This window comes from Streptomyces sp. UNOB3_S3 (assembly GCF_020740895.1).
GTDB lineage: Bacteria > Actinomycetota > Actinomycetes > Streptomycetales > Streptomycetaceae > Streptomyces.
Genome location: NZ_JAILXP010000040.1, coordinates 1 through 17,156 on the forward strand (window position 1 = coordinate 1; position 17,156 = coordinate 17,156).

The 17,156-nt window shown below is 71.7% G+C and carries 16 protein-coding genes; 11 read left to right on the forward strand and 5 right to left on the reverse strand.

Annotation, left to right across the window (positions count from 1 at the left end):
- Nucleotides 1-96: 96 nt before the first annotated feature.
- The 6 genes from K6I33_RS07025 (at nucleotide 97) to K6I33_RS07050 (ending at nucleotide 6,477) form a co-directional block, all read left to right on the forward strand.
- Nucleotides 97-537: a GntR family transcriptional regulator gene (locus K6I33_RS07025; protein ID WP_229348882.1), complete on the forward strand. Its 441-nt coding sequence runs from the start codon at nucleotides 97-99 to the stop codon at nucleotides 535-537.
- Nucleotides 538-550: 13 nt separating this feature from the next.
- The gene (locus tag K6I33_RS07030; protein WP_229348884.1) at nucleotides 551-1,492 is read left to right on the forward strand and encodes an ABC transporter ATP-binding protein; all 942 of its coding nucleotides are present in this window, start codon (nucleotides 551-553) and stop codon (nucleotides 1,490-1,492) included.
- On the forward strand, nucleotides 1,492-2,502 hold the full coding sequence (locus K6I33_RS07035; protein WP_229348886.1) for a hypothetical protein: 1,011 nt from the start codon (nucleotides 1,492-1,494) through the stop codon (nucleotides 2,500-2,502). The genes K6I33_RS07030 and K6I33_RS07035 overlap by 1 nt, the downstream gene beginning before the upstream one ends.
- Before the next feature lie 231 nt (nucleotides 2,503-2,733).
- Nucleotides 2,734-4,983, forward strand: a complete 2,250-nt coding sequence (locus K6I33_RS07040) for an RNA degradosome polyphosphate kinase (protein ID WP_229348888.1) — start codon at nucleotides 2,734-2,736, stop codon at nucleotides 4,981-4,983.
- Complete coding sequence (locus K6I33_RS07045; RefSeq protein ID WP_238491309.1) at nucleotides 4,925-6,064, forward strand: CHAD domain-containing protein; 1,140 nt, start codon at nucleotides 4,925-4,927, stop codon at nucleotides 6,062-6,064. The genes K6I33_RS07040 and K6I33_RS07045 overlap by 59 nt, the downstream gene beginning before the upstream one ends.
- Nucleotides 6,064-6,477, forward strand: coding sequence for an NUDIX hydrolase (locus K6I33_RS07050; RefSeq protein WP_229348892.1), 414 nt, complete (start codon nucleotides 6,064-6,066; stop codon nucleotides 6,475-6,477). Before K6I33_RS07045 ends, K6I33_RS07050 begins: the two co-directional genes overlap by 1 nt.
- An 82-nt stretch (nucleotides 6,478-6,559) precedes the next feature.
- Here the strand turns inward: K6I33_RS07050 and K6I33_RS07055 are convergent, their stop codons facing one another.
- On the reverse strand, nucleotides 6,560-8,818 hold the full coding sequence (locus K6I33_RS07055; protein WP_229348894.1) for a helix-turn-helix domain-containing protein: 2,259 nt from the start codon (nucleotides 8,816-8,818) through the stop codon (nucleotides 6,560-6,562).
- 133 nt (nucleotides 8,819-8,951) lie between these two features.
- Here K6I33_RS07055 and K6I33_RS07060 point away from each other — a divergent pair, with 133 nt between their 5' ends.
- Nucleotides 8,952-9,233: a hypothetical protein gene (locus K6I33_RS07060; RefSeq protein ID WP_229348896.1), complete on the forward strand. Its 282-nt coding sequence runs from the start codon at nucleotides 8,952-8,954 to the stop codon at nucleotides 9,231-9,233.
- Nucleotides 9,234-9,335: 102 nt separating this feature from the next.
- Here the strand turns inward: K6I33_RS07060 and K6I33_RS07065 are convergent, their stop codons facing one another.
- On the reverse strand, nucleotides 9,336-10,136 hold the full coding sequence (locus K6I33_RS07065; RefSeq protein WP_229348898.1) for a class I SAM-dependent methyltransferase: 801 nt from the start codon (nucleotides 10,134-10,136) through the stop codon (nucleotides 9,336-9,338).
- Nucleotides 10,129-10,860 (reverse strand): FadR/GntR family transcriptional regulator, encoded by a 732-nt coding sequence (locus K6I33_RS07070; protein ID WP_229348900.1) that lies wholly within the window; start codon nucleotides 10,858-10,860, stop codon nucleotides 10,129-10,131. Before K6I33_RS07070 ends, K6I33_RS07065 begins: the two co-directional genes overlap by 8 nt.
- A 77-nt stretch (nucleotides 10,861-10,937) precedes the next feature.
- On the opposite strand from K6I33_RS07070, the gene K6I33_RS07075 reads away from it, so the two are divergent.
- Together K6I33_RS07075 and mshA are read left to right on the forward strand one after the other, a co-directional pair.
- Entirely contained in the window at nucleotides 10,938-12,143 is a 1,206-nt protein-coding gene (locus tag K6I33_RS07075; protein ID WP_229348902.1) for an MFS transporter, read from the forward strand.
- Nucleotides 12,144-12,288: 145 nt separating this feature from the next.
- On the forward strand, nucleotides 12,289-13,650 hold the full coding sequence (mshA, locus tag K6I33_RS07080; RefSeq protein ID WP_229348904.1) for a D-inositol-3-phosphate glycosyltransferase: 1,362 nt from the start codon (nucleotides 12,289-12,291) through the stop codon (nucleotides 13,648-13,650).
- Between the two features lie 30 nt (nucleotides 13,651-13,680).
- Here mshA and K6I33_RS07085 read toward each other — a convergent pair whose 3' ends face one another.
- A complete protein-coding gene (locus K6I33_RS07085; RefSeq protein ID WP_229348906.1) occupies nucleotides 13,681-13,884 on the reverse strand; it encodes a hypothetical protein in 204 nt (67 codons plus the stop codon).
- Nucleotides 13,885-14,128: 244 nt separating this feature from the next.
- On the opposite strand from K6I33_RS07085, the gene K6I33_RS36260 reads away from it, so the two are divergent.
- On the forward strand, nucleotides 14,129-15,331 hold the full coding sequence (locus K6I33_RS36260; RefSeq protein WP_229348908.1) for a phosphatidylserine decarboxylase: 1,203 nt from the start codon (nucleotides 14,129-14,131) through the stop codon (nucleotides 15,329-15,331).
- Between the two features lie 3 nt (nucleotides 15,332-15,334).
- Nucleotides 15,335-16,708 (forward strand): S10 family peptidase, encoded by a 1,374-nt coding sequence (locus K6I33_RS07095; protein ID WP_229348909.1) that lies wholly within the window; start codon nucleotides 15,335-15,337, stop codon nucleotides 16,706-16,708.
- Here the strand turns inward: K6I33_RS07095 and K6I33_RS07100 are convergent.
- Nucleotides 16,680-17,063 (reverse strand): hypothetical protein, encoded by a 384-nt coding sequence (locus tag K6I33_RS07100; protein ID WP_229348911.1) that lies wholly within the window; start codon nucleotides 17,061-17,063, stop codon nucleotides 16,680-16,682. The genes K6I33_RS07095 and K6I33_RS07100 overlap by 29 nt on opposite strands.
- Nucleotides 17,064-17,156 lie beyond the last annotated feature (93 nt).

The window sequence follows — 17,156 nt, forward strand, 5'->3', positions numbered from 1 at the left end:
CCCCTTGTCCGACCCCTTGTCCGACCTCATTGTTTGACAGCACCCGGACGATTCCATCACCCTTTCACTAGTCAAGTAGTGAAAGGGTGATGTCGCGTGGTCGAGTTCCGTATCGACCGACGCAGTGGGACCGCCGCCTATGTGCAGATCGTCCAGCAGGTCAAACAGGCCCTGCGGCTCGGTCTGCTCACCCCCGGCGACAAGCTGCCCACCGCCAAAGAGGTCGTCGCGGCCACCGCCATCAACCCCAACACCGTCCTGAAGGCCTACCGCGAGCTCGATCGCGAGGGCCTGGTCGAGGCGCGCCCCGGACTGGGGACGTTCGTCCGGCGATCACTGGCCAGGCCCGGTGCCGCCGCCGATTCGCCGTTGCGCGCCGAACTTGTCGACTGGATGGCCCGCGCCCGCGCGGCCGGGCTCGAACGGGAGGACGTGGCCGCGCTGGTCGCGTCCGTCCTCGACGAGACCCGTTTCGACGACCGCGACCGGAGTGACCACCCGGGACCGGGGAAGGCGCGCGGGGCCGAGACGACGTGAGCGAGGGGACCGCATGACCGACCTGACATTCCTGCCCGACCGCACCGCCCTGGAGGCGGTGGACCTGGGCGTGAGGTACCGCGGCGGCTGGGCGCTGCGCGACTGCTCGTTCCGGCTGCCCGCCGGGCGGGTGTGCGCGCTCGTGGGCCCCAACGGCGCGGGCAAGTCCACGCTGTTGTCCCTCGCGGCCGGGCTGCGCAGGCCGACCGCCGGCCGGCTCGGCGTCCTCGGCGGCGCCCCGGGCGGGGCGGACATCCGGCCCCGGGTCGCCTACGTCGCCCAGGACAACCCCCTCTACCCGCACTTCACGGTCGGCGACACCCTGCGCCTGGGCCGGGAGCTCAACCCCGGCTCCTGGGACCAGCCCACCGCCGAGCGGCTCACCTACGAGGCCGGGATCCGGCCCGGCGCCCGCGTCGACTCCCTCTCCGGCGGCCAGCGGCGCCGCGTCGCCCTCGCGTTCGCCCTGGCCAAGCGGCCCGAACTGCTGCTGCTGGACGAGCCGATGAACGACCTCGACCCGCTCGTGCGCCACGAGATGACGGCCGCCCTGATGGCCGAGGCCGCCGAGCACGCCACCACCGTCGTCATCGCCTCGCACGTCGTCGCCGAACTCGAGGGCGTCTGCGACTACCTGCTGCTGATCGCCGGCGGCCGGGTGCGGCTCGCGGGCGAGGTCGAGGACCTCCTCGCCGCCCACCGGCTCGTCATGGGCCGCTACGAGGACGCCGGCACACCCCGCGAGTTCGCCGCCCACACGATCGTGGAGGCGCGTACGACGGGCCGTCAGCTCACCGCGCTCGTCCGGACCGACGGGCCGATCGGCGGGCACTGGGAGGTCGCCGAACCCTCCCTGGAGGAACTGCTGCTCGCCCACCTCCGGGCGCCGGGCGCCCCGGCGCTCCTCGCCCCGAGCGCGGAACCGCGCCCGGCCGGCCTGAAGGCGGCGGCGTGATGGCGACGACCACCTCCGTCCCCCTCATGGCGCGGCGGCCCGCCGGGGCGCGCGGCCTCGTCTGGCTCGTCCTGCGCCAGCACCGCACCACCGCCCGGCTCGCCCTGGGCCTGCTGGCCGCGCTGCTCGTGGAGCTGGTGTGGCTGCGCCTGGCCATGACCGGCCACCTCGACGCCCACCCCGGCCTGCGCACGGCCTGCGCGACGGGCACCGGGGGCGGCGACTGCGCCGCCGGGCTCGCCGAGCAGGGCGACCGGTTCCGCGCCACGTACGGCGACTACCTGCACTACAACGGCCTGCTGCTGCAGTACCTGCCGACTCTCACCGGCCTGTTCGTGGCCGGGCCGATGGTCGCGCGCGAGCTGGAGAACGGCACCCACCGGCTGGTGTGGGCACAGTCCGTGACCCCGCTGCGCTGGCTGGTCGCCAAGCTCGCCGTGCCGGTCGTGGCCGTCCTGGCCGGCGTCTCCGCCCTCGCGGCCGTCTACACCTGGACCTGGCGCGCCGCCCCCGCCGCGCTGCTGCCCGGGCAGCGCTGGGACCACTCCTTCGACATGATCGGGCCCGCGCCGGTCGCCGGCGCCCTCCTCGCGACCGCGCTCGGCGCGCTCGCGGGCCTGCTGGTCAAGCGGACGGTCCCGGCGATGGGGGCGGCGCTGGTCGCCCTCGGGGCGGTGTCGTGGGGGCTGGCCGGGCTGCGGCCGCGCCTGGTCAGCCCGGTCACGGAGCTGTCGGCCGAGATGCCGGGGCTGCTCAGGGGCCCCGAGGACTGGGTCGTGGAGCGCGGGATGGTGACGGAGACGGGGGCGCGGATCCCGGAGCCCTACTGCGGCGTCGGGGTGAGCCCCGGCGACTGCGTCTCCCAGCACCATGCCGCCGGGTGGTACGTGGACTGGCATCCCGGCTCGCACCTGTGGCCCCTGGAGTGGGCCGAGGCGGGTGTCGGTGTCGCCCTGGCGGCGGTCTTCGCGGGGGCGGCGGTGTGGGTGGTCCGGCGCGCCCATCCCTGAGGCCGGGGGAGGGGGTACTCCGGGGTACTCCGGGTTACCCCCTCCCCGTCCCACGGTCGAAGGAACCGCATTTCCTTAAGGCCATGTGGACGTTACCCGTGATTAAACCTCGGTTGCGAGCCTTGGCGAATGCAGCCCGCCGCGCCCAGCGCCTCCGAACGACGGCTCCGCGCCGCCCCCGCGTCGCCTTCCGACGCGCCCGTGCGGCCCCCGGCGCGGAACAATGAAGACATGAGCCAGTCGTCCAGCGCACAGGCACACGACAACGCCGAGTCCACCGAATCGGTGGGTTTCATCGCCGCCCACCGGCCGAAGGCCGCCGTGGTCGCGGGCGTGCCCCGCCTCGGGCCCGATCTCGACACGTACGAGATCAAGGATCTCGACGACGGCGACGGCCGCGTGGACGCCGAGCCGCTGCCCGACGGCCGCTTCCTGGACCGGGAGCGCAGCTGGCTCGCCTTCAACGAACGGGTGCTGGAACTGGCGGAGGATCCGGCCACGCCCCTGCTGGAACGCGCCAATTTCCTGGCGATCTTCGCGAGCAATCTCGACGAGTTCTTCATGGTCCGCGTCGCCGGCCTCAAGCGCCGCATCGCCACCGGCGTCGCCACCCGCTCCGCCTCCGGGCTCCAGCCCCGCGAGGTCCTGGAGCTGATCTGGACCCGCTCCCGCGAGCTCATGGCCCGGCACGCCGCCTGCTACCAGCAGGACGTCGCCCCCGAGCTCGCCGAGCAGGGCATCCACCTGATCCGCTGGAACGAGCTGACCGAGAAGGAGCAGGGGAGGCTCTTCACCCTCTTCCGGCAGCAGATCTTCCCCGTGCTCACCCCGCTCGCCGTCGACCCCGCGCACCCCTTCCCGTATATCTCGGGGCTCTCGCTCAACCTCGCCGTGGTCGTCCGCAACCCCGTGAGCGGCCATGACCACTTCGCACGCGTGAAGGTGCCACCGCTGCTGCCGCGCTTCCTGGAGGTCTCCCCGCAGCGGTACGTCCCGCTGGAGGACGTCATCGCGGCCCACCTCGAGGAGCTCTTCCCCGGCATGGACGTGCTCGCGCACCACATGTTCCGGGTGACGCGCAACGAGGACCTGGAGGTCGAGGAGGACGACGCGGAGAACCTCCTCCAGGCCCTGGAGAAGGAGCTCATGCGGCGCCGCTTCGGCCCGCCCGTACGGCTGGAGGTCGAGGAGACCATCGACCCGTACGTGCTCGACCTCCTCGTCCGCGAGCTGAAGATCAGCGACGCCGAGGTCTATCCGCTGCCCGGCCCGCTGGACCTCACCGCGCTCTTCGCCATCGGCTCCCTGGACCGGCCCGAGCACAAGTACCCGAAGTTCGTCGCGGGCACCCACCGTGACCTCGCCGAGGTGGAGTCCGCCTCCGCGCCCGACATCTTCGCGGCGCTGCGGGAGCGCGACGTCCTGCTGCACCACCCCTACGACTCGTTCTCCACCTCCGTCCAGGCCTTCCTGGAGCAGGCCGCCGCCGACCCGGACGTCCTGGCCATCAAGCAGACCCTCTACCGGACCTCCGGCGACTCGCCGATCGTCGACGCGCTCATAGACGCGGCCGAGTCCGGCAAACAGGTCCTCGTCCTCGTCGAGATCAAGGCCCGCTTCGACGAGCAGGCCAACATCAAATGGGCGCGGAAGCTGGAGGAGGCCGGCTGCCACGTCGTCTACGGGCTGGTGGGGCTCAAGACCCACTGCAAGCTGTCGCTGGTGGTCCGTCAGGAAGGCGACACCCTGCGCCGCTACGCCCACGTGGGCACCGGCAACTACCACCCCAAGACGGCCCGGCTCTACGAGGACTTCGGCCTGCTCACCGCCGACCCGCAGGTCGGCGCCGACCTCTCCGACCTCTTCAACCGCCTCTCCGGCTACTCCCGGCGCGAGACCTACCGGCGGCTGCTCGTCGCCCCCAAGTCCCTGCGCGACGGGCTGATCTCCCGTATCAACAAGGAGATCGCCCACCACCGCGCCGGCCGGCCCGCCTACATCCGCGTCAAGGTCAACTCGATGGTGGACGAAGCCGTCATCGACGCCCTGTACCGCGCCTCGCGCGCCGGGGTGCCGGTGGACGTCTGGGTGCGCGGCATCTGCGCGCTGCGCCCGGGCGTGGTGGGCCTCTCGGAGCACATCCGGGTCCGCAGCATTCTCGGCCGGTTCCTGGAACACTCCCGGCTCTTCGCCTTCGGCAACGGCGGAGAACCCGAAGTGTGGCTCGGCAGCGCCGACATGATGCACCGCAACCTCGACCGCCGCATCGAGGCCCTCGTCCGGGTCACCGACCCCGGCCACCGGGCCTCCCTCAACCGGCTGCTGGAGCTCGGCGTCTCCGACCGCACGGCCTCCTGGCACCTGGGCCCGGACGGCAACTGGACCCGGCACGCCACCGATGCCGACGGCCGGCCTCTGCGCAATGTGCAGGAGATGCTCATCGACGCGCGGAGGCGCCGGCGTGGCTCAGCGACCTCATGACCCGCCGGTTACGGTCACCGCGCCGGCGTTCGTGCCCGGGGAGTACGAAGTGACGACGACGGAACGATCCGGAGGGCAGGCCGCGCTCGACGGCGGCACCCCCCACGGCCTGGAAGCGGCCACCGCCGGGGACGTCCTCTCCGGCTACCTCCACACCCAGGCCACCGAATTCCTGCGCAGTCTGCGGCTGCACGGCGAGAGCCGCTCCGACGCGGAGGACGCGGGCGAGGCGGTCCGGCTGCTGCGGCGCTCCGCGCGCCGCGTCGCCGGCACGCTCCACGTCTACCGGCCGCTCACGGACGTCACCTGGACGGACCAGCTCCGCACCGAACTGGTGTGGCTCTCGGACGTCCTGGGCCGCGAACACGCCTACGCCGCCCGGCTGGCCCGGCTGCGCGGCGCGCTGCACCGCCTGTCCGGCACGGACGGCACCCCGACCGTGGGCGCCGCGCGCGCCGGGGCGCTCCTGGACCGCCAGCTGACCCTGGCCCGCACCCGCGCCCACTCGGCGGCCCTCCAGACGCTGGGCTCGGCACGCTTCCACGGCGTCGCGGACTCGGTCGCCGTCCTGGCCTCCGAGGTGCCGCTGGACCCCGCCGCGCACGAGGTGCTCGCCGGCGAGGCCCTGACCCGCCTGGCGGAACAGATCCAGCGGCGGCTCACCGAGGCGGTCGACGCGCTGCCCCTGTCGGTGTCCGGCCTCCCGTACAACGCCGAGGCCCTCACCTGCGGACTGGCCGCCACGCCCACCGCCGACGCCCCCGCCGCCGAGACCCGCCAGGACGCGCCCTGGCACCAGGTGCGCCGCCTGGTCCGGCTGCGGCGCTACGCCCAGGAGGTCCTGGACGAGCAGCGGCAGACGGAAGCGGAACCGTCCTTGTCGGTGCGGCTGCTCAGCGCGGGCCAGGCCCTGGACCGCCACCGCGACGCCGCCGAGGCGGCCGCGGCGGCCGCCTCGGCCGCCCGCACCCCGCGCATCGCCCCGGCGACGGCGTACGCCCTCGGCGTCCTCCACGCCGACCAGCGGCACGAGGTGGAGGCGGCGCGCTTCACGTTCGGCCGGATCTGGCAGCGGATCTGATGCCCAGGGCTTCCGTGATCCGGGCGGCCGGGTGCGTGCTGTGGCGCCGGGCGCCCGGGGGGATCGAGCTGGCGCTCGTCCACAGGCCGAAATATGACGATTGGTCCCTTCCGAAAGGCAAGCTCAAACGGGGTGAGGACCCGCTGCTGGGTGCTCTGCGGGAGGTCCTGGAGGAGACGGGCATGCACTGCGCGGTGGGCGCGCGACTGCCCACGTCCCACTACGTGGTGGACGGGCGCCCCAAGGAGGTCCGCTACTGGTCGGCGGAGATGACGGGGGGCTTCTTCGAGCCGAATCGGGAGGTGGACCAGCTGGCGTGGCTCCCACCGGGGGAGGCGCGGGAGCGGCTGACGCAGGAACGGGACCGCCCGCTGGTAGACGCGCTGGTCGCCGCGCTGGGTCTATGCCCCTGACCCTTCCCTTCCCGGCTGTACCGGTATGGGCCTCTGCCGCGTGGGGCGAGCCCCGCGCCTCTTGCCCACGCTGGACGGACGGTCAATGACATGGCGCGTCCAGCTCTGCGAGCTTCCTGGCCGCCAGCGCTCGGGCGGCATCACCGAGGGTCGGGCTGTCGACCAGGCCGACGAGGTGGGCCCTGAGGCCTTCGTCGCCATACCGCAGGCTCAGCACCGCCAATACCTTTGCCGCCCATACCCGAGCAGTGGCACTGAAGGTGGGGCCGTCGACGATGCCCGCGAGAGTGTCGATGACATCCTCTTGATGCTGCCTGGCGTTTGCGAAGGCGCGGCTCACATCACGGGTATTGGGGGAGGGGTGGCTGGCCACGATGGGGTTGGGTGGTATGTGGAGACGGACGTCGAGGAGTCGGGGTTCGTCGGCGAAGGTGGCGAGAGCGTCCACGCCACGCTCGTCGCCGAGCCTGATCAGGGTCCTTGCCGTCTGCGCCCGGTCGTAGCCGTCAGGGCTCAAGTCGTCGCGAGTGCTGACTGTGGTCGCGAGCGCGGTAGTGGCGGCTGCAAGGACATGCTCTGGGATGTCTGTTCCAAGCAGCGCCTGCTCAGCGATGAATTGTGCTCCTCCTGCTCTGGCCGCGTGGTACAGATCCTGAGTCAGGTCGGTGTCCTTCCGCCCGATGGCGTCCAGGAGAAAACCTGTGTAGGACATGTCCCTCGCTACGCGGAAGTTCGAGGGTGTCTCTCCACGCAATCGCCAACCGACGCCTCTGGCCCACTTGCCCAACCAGTTGCCGAAGAGGCGACGACGCGCCCTGCGACGGCTCCTTTCGTCTTGGGCGACTCGGCAGGCAGCGAGGTATTCAAGTACGGTCCGGTGCACGAAGGTGAATTCGCCGGCGCTCATCGCCAATAGGCCACTTCTTCTCAGGCAGTCGCTCAGGATCTCCCGCCACTGCTTTTGCGTCACCGGCGCGGGACATGAGGCGTGCGGGTGGGATGCCAGGAGGTCGAGTGTTGATTGGTTGTTGCCCGAGTGCCGCTCGACGGCCAGGTAGGCGATCAGATCCGGAAGGTGATCAAGCATGTCTTCCGCATGTTCGATCACCTTCTGCCCGTGCGCCCTCAGGGCGGTGCTTACCCGCTTGCGGATGTCACTGGAGTACAGACGTTCTTGGAGTAGCTCGACAAACAGGCGATAGGCATCGCTTCGGCCGGCCGGTAGGCGCCCATCGGGATCGTCCGCGTACAGCTGGCACAGCAGGGTCGCCATCAGCGGAATGCGGGCCGGCTCTGCCAAGCCGCTGCGCCGCAGCGCGTCGGTGAAGGACCTGGCCCTGTCCTCCGGGGCGGGCAGGCCGCGGGCGGCGAACCAGCCCCCGGCGAACTCGCCGAGTTCACTGAGGGTGAAGGGACGCAGTTCATAGTGGGGCACCGTCCGGCCCAAGGGGGCGAGCTCATGGTCGGACAAGGGCCGGGTCGCGACGACGAACCGGTAGGGCGAGCTGGTCCCGTCCTTGGTGATCGAGGCCAGTGTGGTCAGGATCTTCCGCCTGGAGTCGCGGCTGGTCACCTCGTCGAGGCCATCGACCATCATCAACCAGGGGACGCCGGGGCGCGGTTCGCCCGCGAAGAGTTCGGCCGTCAGCTCCTCGCACAGACCGAACGGGATCAGCTCGTCGGTCACGGACCTGGCGAGTGCCTTCGGCAGAGGGAGCCCGTCGGCCAGGGCGGCGGCGGGCACCAGGACCGGGACCACGTTGCCCTGCTGCTGACTCAGCCAGCCGTCGATGTAGGAGGTCAGGCAGGTACGCAGCCGACTGGACTTGCCGCCTCCCGAACCGGCCAGGAGAACACAGTTGACGCCCTCCGCCAGGGCGCTCTCGAAGGAGGGCTGTCTCGTCTCCTCCTCTTGTGCTTCGTGGTCGTTGTCGACCGAGACTTGGCGACGGGACCGCTGGCGCAGGTAGACCTCCGCCAGCGGTGGCTGGGTCCCGCCGAGCAACACACCGATGTACGGGTGCCCCAAGGCCGCTTCCCTGGCGGCCGTCAGATACCCCATGAACTGTTTGCGGCCGGGGGTCGTCTGTTCGCGCAGATGATGTAACTCCGTGAGCCGGTCTCCGGTGATGCCCAGGGCCCCCGCGAGCTTGTCGAGAGTGTCAGCCAGGGGCGTAGGCCCATCATGGTTGAACGCCCCGCTGACAGCGCCCGTACTGACCCCGGCCGCCTTCGCAAGGTCCCTTTGGACGGTGAATCCGCTCAGCCGGAACGCTTCGCGCAGTGTGTGGGCCAGCTCCGATCGTGGGCTGTTCCGCCCCTTCGGTATCTCGTCGGTCACCGGTCACCCCTTGCGCCTTCCGCGTCTCACCATTCTTGCTCACCTGAGCCCGATGAACGGGCTTCAGTCGTACTTCTGGAGGCACGCGGCTGGCCAGCCGATCCCCGTTGGATCGACATGAAGGAAGTACGGAATGACCACCAACACGATGCTGACGGCAGGGGTGCCCGCCGTGGTTCTTCTGGCGCTGTGCCTGCTCCGGCGTCGCTCGCAGCCGGTGCTGATGTTCCTTGTCCGTGAGGTCCGCGATCTGGTCACCCTGCGCATGGTCCTGCGGGGCTCCGAGCCTGATGAGCGCGCTGATCTGCTGGCCGCGCACCGGAAGTGGCGGGCCGAGTCCGAGAAGCGGCCGAGGAAGCTCGCGCCTTCGGGGCAGCGCCGGGTCCGGGAGCGGGCCGTCCGTAGGCAGCCGTAGCTTCGAATGGATATGAATTGATTGGTACGACCAGTGCCCGCCGGGCCGGAGCTCCTCGCTCCGGTCCGGCGGGCACACTGGCATCCGCAAGCCGGACTCCCGCTAAGCCCCCGGCGCCAGCGCGTCCCACCGCAACGTCAGCTCACCCTGCCGCCACCGCCCGGGCCCGTCGACCACGGGCCACTCACCCCGCAACGCCGCCGCCGTCCGAATCCACCGCTGCCGCGCGCTGAGCGCCCCGTACGGGGCGAAAGCCGCCCACGCCCGGTCGAAGTCCCGCAGGAACGCGTGCACCGGCTCGCCGGGAACGTTGCGGTGGATGAGCGCCTTCGGCAGCCGTTCCGCCATGTCGGACGGGACGCCGAGCGACCCCAGCCGCGCCGCGAACGTGATGGTGCGCGGCCCCTCCGGGCCCAGCGCGACCCACACGTGCCGGCGCCCGATCTCGTCGCACGTGCCCTCGACGAGCAGCCCGTCCGGCGCCAGCCGCCCGCACAGCCGTTCCCAGACGGCGGCGACCTCGCCCTCGTCGTACTGCCGCAGCACGTTCGCGGCGCGGATGAGCAGCGCGCGCCGCCCCGCGTCGCCGGGCAGGGGGACCTCGAAGCCGCCGTGGAGGAAGGTCAGCCCGTCGCGTTCGTACGGCTTCGCCGCCGCGACCCGTGCCGGGTCGATCTCGACGCCCACGACCTCCGCGTCCGCCCGCACCGTGCGCAGCCGTCCCAGCAGCTCGACGGCCGTCCAGGGCGCGGCGCCGTAGCCGAGGTCGACGGCCACGGGGTCGGCGGCGCGCCGCAGCGCGGCGGCGTGGGTGGCGGCGATCCAGCGGTCCATGCGGCGCAGCCGGTTGGGGTTGGTGGTGCCGCGGGTGGCCGAGCCGATGGGGCGGACGGTCCTAGCCACGCCGGGAGCCCTCGCCCTCGGCCTCGCCCTCGTCCCACGCCCGCGTGTCGGAGACGTTCGCGGCGGCCTGCCGCCCCGCCTCGGCGGGGTCGCGGTCGCGCAGCGCGGTCAGCAGGGTCTCGTGGCCGACGGGGTCCGCGCCCTGGAAGCCGGGTGTGGACCAGGCCTCGGCCATGGCCGCCCGCAGCGGCCCGGCGAGGTTGCGGTAGAGCTCCGCGAGCAGCGCGTTGCCGGAGGCGTCGGCGACGCCGGCGTGGAAGTCCCAGTCGGCGGTGATCCACGCCTCGAAGTCGCCGGCCTCCCACGCGGCGGTGCGCCGCCGCAGCGCGTCGGCGAGCGTCGCGAGCGCCGTGTCGTCGGCGCGCGCGGCGGCGAGGCGGGCGGCCTGCGCGTCCAGCCCCTCGCGCACCTCCAGCAGCTGGCCGAGGTCGCTGCCGCCGTAGAGCCGGGTCACGGCGCCGGACAGCTCGCTCTTGGCCTTGACGTACGTGCCGTCGCCGCGCCGTACCTCCAGCAGCCCGGTGTGGGCGAGCGCGCGCACGGCCTCGCGGACGGTGCCGCGTGCGACCTGGAGCCGGCGCATCAGCTCGGGCTCGGGCGGGATGCGGCTGCCGACGGGCCAGTCGCCGGAGGCGATGCGGGCCCGGATCCGTTCGATGACCTCGTCGGAGAGCGCCGGGCGGCGCACCGGTTCGAGGGCGGGTTCGGCGGGTTCGGCGGTCATGCGGCCACGGTACCGGCTGGCCGGGGAGCACATCACACGTTGGACATCAAACGTAAGACGTCTTACGTTTGATGTCCATGTCCCGGAACACCGCCACCCCCACCGCGCCCACCACGCCCCGCACCCGCGCCGGTCTCCTCACCGCCGTCGCCGTGCTCCTCGTCGCCCTCAACCTCCGCCTCGGCATGAGCAGCGCCGCCGCCCTCCTGGACGCCCTCCGCGCGGACCTCGGCTTCTCGCCCTTCGTCGCGGCGCTGCTGCCCACGCTGCCGTCGCTCTGCTTCGCCGCCGCGGGCGCCGGCACGGGCGCCGTGGCCCGCCGGCTCGGCGCGGAGCGCACGGTCCTCGCGGCCGTCGCCGCGCTGACCGCCGGGCTGGCGGTACGGGCCGTACCGGCGACATGGGCGCTGCTCGCCGGCACCGTGCTCGGGATGTCCGGGCTCGCGCTGTGCAACGTCCTGCTGCCCACGCTCGTCCGCACCCACTTCCCCGAGCGCGTCGGCCTGCTCACCGGCCTCTGCACCACCACCCTCGCCCTGGGGGCCACGCTCGCCTCCGCCGCGGCCGTCCCCGTGGCCGGGGCCGTGGGCTCGCCGTCGCTGGGCCTCGCGGTCTGGGCGCTGCCCGCGCTGGTGGCGACGGTGGTCTGGGGCGCCCGGACGGCCGTACGGGCGCCGGTGACCAGCGCGTCGATGGAGTCAGGGGAGCGGATCTCCCCCTGGGCCATGGCCCGCACCCGCCTCGGCGCGCTGGTCACCGCGTACTTCGGCCTCCAGGCGCTCAACGCCTACGCCATCACCGGCTGGCTGCCCTCGCTGCTGTCCGGCCACGGCATGTCCGAGAGCGCGGCGGGCGTCGTGCTCGCGGTCGCCCAGGCCGTGGGGATACCCGTCTCCTTCGCGGTCCTGGCCCTGGCCAAGGGCCCGGCAGGGCTGCGCGGGGCGTTCGTGGCCGTCTCGGCGGCGATGCTCGCGGGCTTCGCCGGGCTGCTGGTGGCGCCCATGGCGCTGCCCCTGGTGTGGGCGGTGCTGGTGGGGCTGGGGCTGTGCTCGTTCCCGCTGGTCCTCGCCGTGATCGCGCGGAGCGGCAGCGGCCCCGCGCAGACCACGGCGCTGTCCACGCTCTCCCAGTCCCTCGGCTATCTGCTGGCCGCGCTCGGCCCCCTCGCCGTGGGCCTGCTGCACGACGCCACCGGCGGCTGGACCGCCCCGATGGCGCTGCTCCTGGCGACGGCGGCGGCCCAGCTGGCGGTCGGGACCGCCCTCACGCGACGTCGCCCATAGCGATTTGACCAGGGCTTTGCGTCACTGTTTGGTAAAGGGGAAATGGGAGCCGGTCCGTCCGGTGTTGCACCGTCGGACAGGCGGACGGACAGGCGATGGACGCCCCAGGGACAGGTCCCTCAAGCGGGCGGACGGAGGACACACGGTGAGCCAGTACGCATCCCGGCTCGGCGCCCGCCGCGGCCGTACGCTCGGCCACTTCCCCAAGCCCCAGCTCCGGCGTCTGGGCGCCCCCCGGCGCCCGCGCCGCGTGGCCATGCTCAGCGTCCACACCTCCCCGCTCCACCAGCCCGGCACGGGCGACGCGGGCGGCATGAACGTCTACATCGTCGAGCTCGCCAAGCGCCTGGCGGAGATCGACATCGAGGTGGAGATCTTCACCCGCGCCACCACCGCCGCCCTCCCGCCCACCGTGGAGCTGGCCCCCGGCGTCCTGGTGCGGCACATCGACGCCGGCCCGTACGAGGGCCTGGCCAAGGAGGAGCTCCCGGCCCAGCTGTGCGCCTTCACCCATGGCGTCATGCGCGCCTGGGCGGGCCACCGGCCCGGCCACTACGACCTCGTCCACTCCCACTACTGGCTCTCCGGCCACGTCGGCTGGCTCGCCGCCGAGCGCTGGGGCGTCCCCCTCGTCCACGCCATGCACACCATGGCCAAGGTCAAGAACGCCGCGCTCGCCGCCGGCGACACCCCGGAGCCCGCGGCCCGCGTCATCGGCGAGACCCAGATCGTCCGCGCCGCCGACCGGCTCATCGCCAACACCCGCGGCGAGGCCGACGAGCTCGTCCACCACTACGACGCCGACCCGGAGAAGGTCGCCGTCGTTCACCCCGGCGTCAACCTCGACCGCTTCCGCCCGGCGGGGGGCCGGGCCGCCGCCCGCGAGCGGCTCGGGCTGCCCGCCGACGCCCTGATACCGCTCTTCGCCGGACGTATCCAGCCCCTCAAGGCCCCGGACGTGCTGCTGCACGCTGTCGCGGTGCTGCTGGACCGGCGCCCCGAGCTGCGCTCGCGCATCGTCGTCCCCGTGGTCGGCGGCCCCAGCGGCAGCGGCCTCGCCAAGCCCGAGGGCCTCCAGAAGCTGGCGGCCCGCCTGGGCATCGCCGACGTCGTCCGCTTCCGCCCGCCCGTCGGCCAGGACCGCCTCGCCGACTGGTACCGCGCCGCGTCCGTGCTGGTCATGCCCTCGTACAGCGAGTCCTTCGGCCTCGTCGCCGTCGAGGCCCAGGCCTGCGCCACCCCGGTCGTGGCGGCCGCGGTGGGCGGCCTGCCCGTGGCGGTGCGCGACGGGGTCAGCGGCTTCCTCGTCGACGGCCACGACCCGGCCGACTACGCCTCCGCGCTCGCCCGCTTCGCCGACGACCCGGCGCTGGCCGGCAGCATGGGCGCGGCCGCCGCCGACCACGCCCGCTCCTTCGGATGGGACGCGGCGGCCAACGCCACGGCCGACGTCTACACCGCCGCGATCGCCGAGCGCAGGCGCCGCCTGCGCGGCGCGCACGTCTGACGCTTGCGGGCGGTTCTCTCGCGGGCGGTTCTAGAGGCCCGAGCCCATCGCGCCGAGCTGGACGGGGCTGACGGCCTCGACTTCGGGGAGCGGCAGAGGCTCGGGGCCACGGCCCTCATGAGTGGGCGCTATGTGGCGGAGCCCGCGCGTGCCCGCCGAGGCCCACTCCGCGTCCGACGGCGGCAACGACACCGTGACGACCGCGCCCGCCATGGCCCAGGACACCTTGTCCATGTTCGCTCCCCTCTCGGCATGAGCTAACCGGAATGCCGTAATCCTGCCATGGCGATGCCCGGTTGGTCGATCCCTTGTTCGCTTCGACGATGCCGTCAGGTGGCCGGTTCGCGCGCTCGTGCGCGGGCCCCGGAACCCGGGACATTGGGTGGCGGCGTACGGGGCGGGGCCACCACCGGCTGACCGCTGCTTCGGCCTGCCCCGACGCCTGACGTCTGTCGCGGAAGCGGAAGGGGACGCGAAAGTGACGCAGGGGCAGGAATCGTTCTGGGAGAAGTTCGACGAGTTCATCGAAAAAATCAAGAACGACAAAGAGCTCAGGGACGCGTACGACGCGGCGATCCGGGGCGTGGTGCCGTGTCCGCTCAAGCCCACGGATCCCGCGTACCGCGACTGGCGGGGCCGGGACTTCGACTACCTGTGCGACTTCCTGAAGGACTGGTGCGTCTGGCAGGAGGAGCGCTCGGGGGTCGACAACGGGCTCACGTACATCGAGCAGTTCAGCTGGATCAACTACGGCGACAACCCGGCCGGCATGGACTTCGTGTCCCAGAGCCCGGGGCGCGAGATGCTCGCCGAATTCACGAATCTGCAGGGCCTGCAGATGGACCTACCGGAGTCGAAGGAAGTCATCAAGCGGTGGGTCAAGCAGCTCGGTCCGAAGCGCATGGACGACTACAAGATCGAGGACTGGCAGAGCTTCAACGAGTTCTTCATCCGGGAGATCAAGGAGGACCGGCGGCCGGTCGACGCCCAGGAAGACCCGACCGTGGTGGTCGCCCCGGCCGACTGCGTCATCAACATGATCGTCGATGAGCTGGCCGAGGACACGCTGATCAACGTCAAGACGACGGCCATGAACCTCAGCACGTTGCTCGACGGTTCCGAGTACGCCAAGCGCTTCATCGGCGGTACGGCGGTGTCGTGCATCCTGATGCCCGACAGCTACCACTGGTATCACGCCCCGGTGGCGGGCCATGTGGTGTCGGCCCGCCACGACATCGGCGGCGCGTACTACGGAATCCGGAACTTCCCCAGGCTGCTCGACAACGGGGACGTCGGCTACGGCTACGACTACAAGGACTTCCAGGACTTCCGCCGGGGATACGTCATCATCAAGACCTTGTACGTGGATGCCGACGGAGGGCCGGACGGCTATGGGTACGTCGCGCAGGTGCCCGTCGGCCTCAACTCGATCGCTTCCGTGAACTTCCTCCCCAAGTTCACGGGTGAGCTGCCGGTCCCGGTGGAAAAGGGTGAGCGGATCGGGAACTTCAAGTACGGCGGCTCGCTGAACATCCTGCTGTTCGAGAAGGGCCGGTTCCCCGCCGTACAGCTGCTCCAGGGGCAACGCATCGGCCTCCTGGAAGACCCGAAGGTGACGAACCAGCGGTTCCCCCACTCCCCGCACACCCAGCTCCGGACCCCGCCGCCGAAGGGCAGGTGAACCATGCCCTCAGACCGCGTCACCTCCATCCCGGCGAACGTCCTCAACACCCAGAGCATCGACCTGAAGACGCGCTCCTACGCCGGGCACGTGGACATCGACAGCAGGGAGCACCCGGGGACCAAGGACCACCTCTTCTACTGGTTCTTCGAGAGCCAGACCTGCAACCCCCACGTCGCGGTCCACGACCAGCAGGAGCTGATCAGCGAGACTCCGCTGCTGATCTGGCTCAACGGCGGGCCCGGCGCCTCCTCGCTGCTGGGGCTCTTCCTGGAGAACGGCCCGCTGTCCATCGGCACCGACGCCGCCGGGACGATCTCGGTGGCCTCCACCAGCTGGAACCAGCAGGCGCACGTCGTCTACTGGGACCAGCCCATCGGCACCGGATACAGCTACTCCGACGCCAAGGAATACGTCCGGTCGGAGGAGGCCCTCGCCCGGATGTTCTGGGAAGGTCTCCAGGAGTTCTTCGGCCTCCACCCGGAGTACGCGCAGTGCCCGCTGTACGTCTGCGGTGAGAGCTACGCCGGCAAGTACGTTCCGGCGATCGCCCGGGAGATCGACAAGCGGAACCACCAGGAGGGCAGCGGGCAGCACATCAACCTGCGGGGGATCGCCGTCGGCAACGGCTGGATCAAACCCGAGCTGTCGCTCACCGTCCTGATCGACTACGCCTGCACGACCGGATTCCTCGGCATCGGCCAGAGGGACTCCCTGTACGACGCCTACGGCGTGTTCAAGAAAGCCCTCGACGCATCGGACATGAAGCTGGCCACCAAGCTCGGCAACGACCTGGTGGCCAAGGTCCAGGCGTACGGGGGGAACTTCGACCTCTACGACGTGCGGCGCTGGGACGACCTGCCCATGGGGGCGCTGGCCGCCTACCTCAACAGCAAGCACGTGAAGAAGTCGCTGAACGTCCCCACGGACATCCCTTGGCAGTCCGCCGACGACGACGGCCCGGTGGCCAAGGCGCTGGTGGACGACAACATGGCGGACCGCTCCGGCTGGTACACCGAGATCCTCGACAAGGGCTACAAGACCCTCCTCTACACCGGCAACTTCGACACCGCCTGCGGATATCGGAGCACCGAGGAGATCCTCGACGACCTCATGCGGCAGAAGGGCGCGCACGAGCACGCGGCGTGGCGCAACGCCCCCCGGATCGTCTGGACCCAGGCCCAGGGAGACCCGAAGGGATTCGTCCGTCACCTCGGGAGCCTGACGCAGGTCAGCGTGCCCGGCTCCGGACACCAGGTCCCGGCGTTCCAGCCGGAGGTCTGCCGGGAGATGCTCTACACCTGGCTCTTCGACCGCCCCTTCCACGGCTACGACCCGCAGCAGCCGCTCAAACCGCGCAACGGCGGCTCTCGGTGAGGAGTCGGCGCTGCCCGCTCGGCATCGGGTAGGGCAGCGCCGACGGCGGCACGAAGCGGAGTGTTGTGAACTCCGGTTCGGCCTGCCCCGCGCGCCGCGCGGGCAGCTCGATGCGGGACGCCTGTTCCGGGCTCAGCGCCCCGCAGTCGACGAGGGTGTCGCCGTCTACGACAGCGCGTTTCTCGCCTGGCGGGAGCGCGAGATGGAGGATTCGGCGGACGTGATACGCGGCGGCGTCGGCCTCGGACTCGTACGGGCCGGCGTCGCCGCCGGGCAGCACCCACTCGCGGGTCATGCCGCACCGCAGGAGCAGCAGTCGGCCGGTCCGGTCGGTGACGTGGGCGTATACGGCCATGGCGTTCGTCCCTCTTCCCTGGCTGGGCGTGCAGGGAGGCTCCCCGAACCACCCTTCGGGCGTGGGGAGTTGCGCCGTCGAAGCGGCGATGCC